General features: G+C 41.0%; 7 protein-coding genes and 1 other RNA gene. 3 read left to right on the top strand and 5 right to left on the bottom strand.

The window, feature by feature from the left end; all coding sequences use genetic code 11:
• Positions 1–465: 465 nt before the first annotated feature.
• The 4 genes from dolP to H5154_RS21985 are packed head-to-tail and all read right to left on the bottom strand — an operon-like array spanning position 466 to position 3,900.
• On the bottom strand, positions 466–1,032 hold the full coding sequence (dolP, locus tag H5154_RS22000) for a division/outer membrane stress-associated lipid-binding lipoprotein (RefSeq protein ID WP_145236822.1): 567 nt from the start codon (positions 1,030–1,032) through the stop codon (positions 466–468).
• A complete protein-coding gene (locus H5154_RS21995) occupies positions 1,032–1,619 on the bottom strand; it encodes an SIS domain-containing protein (protein WP_149980605.1) in 588 nt (195 codons plus the stop codon). Before H5154_RS21995 ends, dolP begins: the two co-directional genes overlap by 1 nt.
• Position 1,620: 1 nt before the next feature.
• Entirely contained in the window at positions 1,621–1,992 is a 372-nt protein-coding gene (locus H5154_RS21990) for a YraN family protein (protein ID WP_182719626.1), read from the bottom strand.
• A 30-nt stretch (positions 1,993–2,022) separates the two neighbouring features.
• Entirely contained in the window at positions 2,023–3,900 is a 1,878-nt protein-coding gene (locus H5154_RS21985) for a penicillin-binding protein activator (protein ID WP_182719625.1), read from the bottom strand.
• 61 nt (positions 3,901–3,961) lie between these two features.
• Between H5154_RS21985 and rsmI the strand changes: the two genes are divergently transcribed.
• The 3 genes from rsmI (at position 3,962) to H5154_RS21970 (ending at position 6,153) form a co-directional block, all read left to right on the top strand.
• Positions 3,962–4,819 (top strand): 16S rRNA (cytidine(1402)-2'-O)-methyltransferase, encoded by an 858-nt coding sequence (gene rsmI / locus H5154_RS21980; RefSeq protein ID WP_182719624.1) that lies wholly within the window; start codon positions 3,962–3,964, stop codon positions 4,817–4,819.
• A gap of 43 nt (positions 4,820–4,862) precedes the next feature.
• Positions 4,863–5,241, top strand: an RNA gene (rnpB, locus tag H5154_RS21975) — RNase P RNA component class A.
• A 549-nt stretch (positions 5,242–5,790) separates the two neighbouring features.
• The gene (locus H5154_RS21970; RefSeq protein ID WP_182719623.1) at positions 5,791–6,153 is read left to right on the top strand and encodes a hypothetical protein; all 363 of its coding nucleotides are present in this window, start codon (positions 5,791–5,793) and stop codon (positions 6,151–6,153) included.
• Positions 6,154–6,727: 574 nt separating this feature from the next.
• Here H5154_RS21970 and H5154_RS21960 read toward each other — a convergent pair.
• Positions 6,728–7,115, bottom strand: a 388-nt coding sequence (locus H5154_RS21960; protein ID WP_182719622.1) for an integrase core domain-containing protein, incomplete at its 5' end; no start/stop codon positions are given.

Genomic DNA, 7,115 nt, shown 5'->3' with positions numbered 1-7,115 from the left:
AAAGGTAAAAGGTAAAAGGTAAAAGGTAAAGGTAAAGGTAAAAGGCGCTAGGTAAACTAAGGGCTACGGGGTTGGCATGGGTGTTTGGATTTATTGTAGGCGGGGCTTTATCCACGCAGATTTATACCAATCGTGTTAAGTTACTGACCATTTATAGCGACAGATAAATACAGTGATAACAAGGCGTAAATTTTGACATGTAATTGTTCTACTTGAAAAAATTATAACGCAGTTAGCGCTTTATTTAGCTCGCTAGAATGGTTAAATATTTAAGTTGATTGGTATTAGTTAAAGTTTACGAGCGACGAGTTGTGAGACGAAGGTTAAGGTTGATTGTTGTAGCAGCGGGTTTACCCCGCGTTTTTTAGTGGAGGTGCGTGAGGTAAGCTCCCGCCTACAGGTATAGAAAACCTTGCGATATCAACTGCAAGGCTTTTAATTCCTAGAACCTAGAACCTGATACCTTTACAAATATTCAAATACCTTAATAACGCGTTCTACACCCGATACATTACGAGCAACGCTTACAGCGGTGTTTGCTTCTGCATCTGATACTAAGCCCATTAAAAATACTTCGCCATTCTCAGTTACTACCTTGATGTTGTTGCTACTGATGTTGTCGGTGGTAAGTAATTGTGTTTTTACTTTAGAGGTTAACCAAGAATCATGGGTCTGGGTGCTCATGCTAATGTTAGAGCCAATACGAATTTGGTTATGTATTTTGCGTATAGCAGGTAAGCCCTCAATCGTACGCTGAGCCTCGTCTTTCATTTCTTGAGTTGCAACCTGGCCTATTAACAATACAATGCCGTTAACGCTAATCACGCTGATGTTGGCATGATCAGCAAGGCGAGGTACATCGTTTATTGCGACCCCAGCTTTGATTTCGATATTACTATCATCGATTTGCGAACCAAGAGTACGACGATCGTTGGCTGCGGTAACGGCACCAGCGGTACCTGCAACAACTGCAGCAGCGCAGCCTTGTAATAATAGTACTGTACTAATAACAATTAGAGATTGTTTCAACATTAGCTTTCTTCCTGTGGGAATAGGGTCAAGTCGACGAGTTCACTCAAACAATGAAGATTAACCAAGTGAGATTCTATGATGCGGCTCGGACGTTTTGACGGAACACGAATTTCGACATCATTGGCACCGAGTAAACCTACTAGCTCACCGCCGTCATCACCAACCATAACAATAACTTTCATGTCTTTGGTGAGTGCGGCTTCGACTGCCGATATGATGTTTTTTTCGTTGCCATTGATTGCTAAAACCAATAGTAAGTCACCTTGTTGAGCAAACGCTCGTACTTGACGGGCAAAGGTTTCTTGGTCGTCACTTTGGTTACTTGGACCAAGATTGATATGTTCTTGTGATAGCGCAATTGCCGGTAAACAAGGACGTTCGGTTTCGTAGTAGTTGATCAATACGCCAGCCATATGTTGGGCCAGCATGTGGCAGCTGGCAGTACCACAACAAATCAACTTATTACCATTGATTAGGCTCTGCGCTATGGTAAATGCAGCGGCTTCTAAGGCGCTAGGAAGTACTTCACCGGCGGCTATTTGCACCTGAATGCTTTCTGTAAAAATCTCTTTTATAGTATCTTGCATATTAAAATACGTTTTTTATCCAATTAAGTTGTTGCGATGTGTCGCCAGTTATTGCGACAAAGTCGATTCTTATTGCTTGATCATTAAGCTTTTTCGTTGCTAAATAATGGTAAATAGAGCGTTTTAAACGTTCTTGCTTTTGTTTACCTAAAGCGTGGATTGCTCCACCTTTAACATAGCTACTACGAAATTTCACTTCCACAAACACTAGCGTGTTGCCATCGCGCATTATTACATCTAGCTCCCCGTAGGGGCAGTTATAGTTACGCTCTAATGGGATCAACCCTTGCGACACTAAGTATTTTTGCGCTTGTAGCTCGTAATACTGGCCTTTCTCTCGGCTATTTTGCCACAGTTGTTTAAACCACGACATCACAACATCCTTGTTTTATATTGCTTTTAGCTACTCACTGTATGATCGGTTGGTAGCTGATTGCATAAATAATGGTAACGGTGCTGATGTTGCTAGCTGTACCGCTTGGATTTGTCTATTTTTGTATTGCGCCCAATTAAGTTGGCGATTAATTTGCCCATCACTGGTAATACTCAATTGGCCAGTTAAGCCATTAAATCGCTTACCGGGGAGCATACTCAATTGTGTGATATTACTTAGCATAGCAACTGAATCATAGGCCATGGCAAATAAACGCTGACTTATATCAGCCTGTTCTGGCCACAGCGAATTATATTGCTGGCGTAAGGCATGATTTTTTATTTGCCCACTAAGCATCCATGGTAACTCGGTAAAATACAAACCATCGAGATCGCCTTTATCGGTGCTATCGATTTGCTTGCTATGACTTTTTGAACTGGCATACAGTGGAATGCGATCAGCAAAGGTACTCACATTTACATCTAAATAAGGTTTAATCAAGCGAGTTTCGATAGCATCACCGAGAATATAAATAACATCAATATCGCGACGAGAGCGAGTTTCACTCTCTACTTCTTGTCTAAATAATGACTTAACGGTCGCAATGCGTTCTTTTGATTTATCTACTTCGAGCAGGTTAACAATGGTTGTTGGCATATCTTTTTTATCGTTATAAAGCCCAACTTCTGGTGTGGTTTCACTATAGCGTTGCCATTGTCGGTTGAAAAAATCAACTAAACGCTGGCCTGAACTATTATTTGGCGCCAGCAGCATAGGTTTTTGATAAGCAGCCGTTAAAAAGTGCTCAAGTGCTTGCTGTACTTCGTGCTCCGGGTTAAGCGCAAAGAAGTAATGCTGAGGAGACTGGCGCTCACCATCAAAGGTATTTAAGTGCAAAACTGGGTAATCTTGTAATGCTTTGCTTGCAACTAGCTTATCGATACTCGTTTTGAGTAACGGCCCAATTATAAAGTCAGGATTAATTTCGAGCAGTTTTGCAGACAGCTCAGCAGAACTAAGCATTTCATCAATAAAAATGGTTTCAGCAATAGATGTACTATCTAGTGCCGCTAACACGCCAGCTTTTAAGGCATCACCTAAGCGTTCATTAGCACCTGATTGGGGTAATAAAACAACTAAGCGCTCAATATTCAGTGGTTCAGCAGCAATTAACTCAGCGTCTTTTTTTGGCAACACGGCGATTGCTGGATGACCAGGGTAACGGCGTTGCCAATTATTAATTGCTTGATCAAGCTCAACTGGAGCACCTAAATATACTTGGTGATAGAGCGCTAAGTTTACCCAGCCTTGTTGTCTCACTGAGCCGCGATTAAAGCGCTCTAAAGCATACGATGATAATTGTTGTAAATTTTGCCACAGGTCTTTGTTGAGCTGTGGAATCGTTAAGTTATTTTTACTGGCGGTTTCAGAGGCACGAAAGAAGTAGGTCATCGCCTCTTTAGGCAAATTTTGTGATGCATACACACTGGCGGTTAAATATTGATGCCAAGCAAAATGCTCCGGTTGAGTCAATTGGCTGTCTAAACTGGCTAGCATCTCAAGTGCGAGGGTATTCTTGTTTTGTTGCATTTGCGCAAAAGCGATGTACAGTTTATTTTGCACTTGGTCTACGCTAGGTGTGCGTTCTAATTCAGTACTAATTTGCTCTAACAGTGGCCATTGTTGCTCTACAATCGCAGCATCACGCGCACTATAAAGAAGTTGGATTTTGTCAGCGCCTAGGCGATTTAAGGCTAGTTGGTACATAGATTGTGCGTCAGTCGCTTGAATTTGTGATGCGCTATTAGCTGAACTGAGGTTTTCACTGGTTTTAGTCGGTTTTTCGGTTGTACTACAGGCCGATAACCCTGACAATATGATTAATAGACTAACAAGTTTAAGTCGCACAATGATTTCCCAATACGTTAACGCGATTTGCTTATATTACTGACTGACGCAGGAGACCTCAATGTTAAATGAGGAGAATTCACAGAAAATCGGCACTCTTTACATTGTAGCCACCCCAATCGGCAATTATGACGACTTAAGCCAGCGTGCAATCGCGACTTTATCGCAAGTTGACTTAATCGCTGCTGAAGACACGCGCCATACCGGTAAGTTGCTAAGTCACTTTGGCATTAAGGCAAAAACCTTTGCTTTGCACGACCATAATGAAAAGCAAAAAGCGCAACAAATTATTGATCAACTTAATCAAGGTTTAAATATAGCACTAGTTTCGGATGCAGGCACGCCGCTAATTAGTGACCCTGGTTATGCGGTTGTTAATTTATGCCGAGAGCAAGGCGCATATGTCACCCCCATACCAGGAGCATGCGCCGCCATAACAGCTGTATGTTGTTCAGGTTTACCAACAGATCGTTTTCAGTTTATTGGTTTTACCCCAGCAAAAAGCAAAGCTCGCCAAGACTTTTTTATTGAAGCGGTTAATTCCAATATAACCAGCATTATGTACGAAAGTACCCATCGCATTATGGCAAGCCTAGATGACTTAGAGATTGCCCTTGGTAGTGAGCAACAAGTGGTATTCGCTAAAGAGCTAACCAAAACCTTTGAAACGTTTTTTAATGGCACAGTCAGCGAACTCAAACAGTTTTTAACCGACGATCCCACCAAGCAACGCGGTGAAATAGTGCTTATGTTGCCTGGTAATCCAAAGCAGGTTGATGATATTCCGCCAGAAGCACGCAAAATGCTGGCATTGCTTGAGAATGAAATGCCAATGAAAAAAGCCTGTGGAATTGTCGCTGATTATTTTGGCATGAAGAAAAATGCCCTTTATAAAACAATTATTGACGAAAAAGGCTAAATCTTTACTGCACATACAATCCAGCTCAGGTATACTGCGCGCCGAGTCAGCCAAGATGATCGCTGCCTGCAACGAAAATGCGCAGGGGGAGGAAAGTCCGGGCTCCATAGGGCAGGGTGCCAGCTAACGGCTGGGGGGCGTGAGCCTACGACAAGTGCAGCAGAGAGGAGACCGCCAATCTTCGGATTGGTAAGGGTGAAAGGGTGCGGTAAGAGCGCACCGGGCCACTAGCAATAGTTGGTTGCAAGGTAAACTCCACCCGGAGCAAGACCAAATAGGGTTCTATCATTTTAAATAATGAACGCGTGGCCCACGTGAGAACCGGGTAGGTTGCTTGAGCCATAGAGCGATTTATGGCCTAGACGAATGATTATCACTTTCTTCGGAAAGGACAGAACCCGGCTTATACGGCTGACTCACTCATTCAATAAAAAAGCCCGCAGTTAACGCTGCGGGCTTTTTTGTGTCTGTGTTTCGGGGCTACGGGCGTCGAGTTTCGAGCAGCGCGTTGATATATAGAAATCAGGAATCAGATGTCAGAAATTAGATATCAGAAATGTGATCTGCCCTGATAAAGTCTTAGTTTCTTTGATCGTGTAAACATAGCATCGGCTGAGAGTATTACTAATTGGTTCGGTCGTTTGGTTGTAGAGCTTGATATTCCTAATGTGAATAAGTTGGATGAATTGCGTAGCTATCACCGCTTTAGACATCTGTTTATTAGTAACATCCGTAATAACCACGCGTTTGCTCTTTCCCTAATTCAGCAAATAGTAGGCCATGAATTATCAAAAGGTGGGATAACTGATAAATACACATTGTAGCGCTAGTTTGGAAGGTTAAAAGAGGTGGTTAATGCTTTTAGGTTTTAATTATGTCTAGTTTTAAGTTAAAAATAATTTAGGGTTATATTCTATACTGATAGTTGTAACTATTATATTTAGATTTTAAGTAAAACAGAGGGTGAGTAAATGTATAAAATAGAACTTCAAAATTTTCACATCAAAGAAAATAAAGGATGGGACGCAATTGAATCATTGGCAGAGTTAACTAAACTCGGTTACCCGTCTAATCGTTTGGGGAAGTATGTTCGTGGTTCTAACGAAATTCAAGTTACGATAGGTTCAACAAAAGTAGGCCAATCATTGGGTTTAAACGAAAAAATTGAAAAACTGATATTGAGTGAATTCCCCTTTACAGATCTATCATCAACTAAAACTACAAATGGATCTATAGATAAACCTGAGTATCCGACATTTTTGTTAGAGCATAAACCTCATAAGTTGAATGCTTTTATGATAAAGCTAGAAAAGCTATTAATTGATGCAATTTAAGTAATGAGTTTATTTTTTAGTACGAAAGATGCTTAGCTCAAACTTTGACTGAAAGTCACAATGAATATGCAGCTATCAGAACAAGCCTGAGCTAGTACAACTAACTAATTAGTAGTGGCCAACCGCTTTGAGGCTATTTCACTGTTACTCTTCTAAAAGACATATATTTCGTGAAACCCGTGCTTATAATGGCTTTCCCTTGAGGTGAAAAGCCTACGTGCCCTACAATTATTACATCTGAGCCATCTAACTCGGATACCTCTTTCAACTTAAAGTTAACCAATACCTGTTCTTTAAGCTTGGAATTTAAAGCAATACTGGACTCTAAAAGGTTATCGCCGTAATTAAGCCATAGAGTACCTTTTTTATCTATATTTAAGTTGTTTATCTTCCCCCAAAAAATATAGTCCTTACCAATGTGCTCTCTAGACACATCTTCTATTCTAACTAAATTACTTCTTAAATCTCCCTCAACAACTACACGTCCCGAGTTAGCGACAATAGTTATTGTTGATTTTCATCACCATAATCACTATCGGAGTTTTTCAAGTTAGTTGTCGCCTCAAGTTAAATTTTATGCCGCCCGCATTTCTTCTTTTTTCTCAGGATTCAAATTTACTTCGTTTATCATTGACCAATCGCGTGATTTTCCTGACCAACGACCAGGGTTATTCAATTTAGCTGCGTCGTTTACCTGCTGACGCTTGGCTAATATCTCTTTATCTAAACCTGAATGACGCTGATTTGGCGTGACAAATTTTATACCGCTGTGCAAATGCTCGTTATTGTACCAATCTACAAACCCTGCCACCCATTTTCTTGCTGTGCTTATTTCTGCAAATGGCTTTTCTGGGTAGTCTGAGCGATATTTTAACGTTTTAAATAATGACTCCGAATAGGGATTATCATTACTCACTGACGGGCGACTAAACGACGGTACAATGCCTAATTCTTGCAAGGTA

Origin of the sequence: Pseudoalteromonas sp. SR44-5 (genome assembly GCF_014163675.1) — a bacterium.
Classification (GTDB): Bacteria; Pseudomonadota; Gammaproteobacteria; order Enterobacterales; family Alteromonadaceae; genus Pseudoalteromonas; species Pseudoalteromonas rhizosphaerae.
This window is presented reverse-complemented; position numbering and strand designations above follow the sequence as displayed.

Bases quoted from the DNA above. Each gene is read 5' to 3' on its own strand.
- H5154_RS21990 (WP_182719626.1), bottom strand. From the start codon at position 1,992: ATGTCGTGGTTTAAACAACTGTGGCAAAATAGCCGAGAGAAAGGCCAG.
- H5154_RS21970 (WP_182719623.1), top strand. From the start codon at position 5,791: ATGTATAAAATAGAACTTCAAAATTTTCACATCAAAGAAAATAAAGGA.
- dolP (WP_145236822.1), bottom strand. From the start codon at position 1,032: ATGTTGAAACAATCTCTAATTGTTATTAGTACAGTACTATTATTACAA.
- rsmI (WP_182719624.1), top strand. From the start codon at position 3,962: ATGTTAAATGAGGAGAATTCACAGAAAATCGGCACTCTTTACATTGTA.
- H5154_RS21995 (WP_149980605.1), bottom strand. From the start codon at position 1,619: ATGCAAGATACTATAAAAGAGATTTTTACAGAAAGCATTCAGGTGCAA.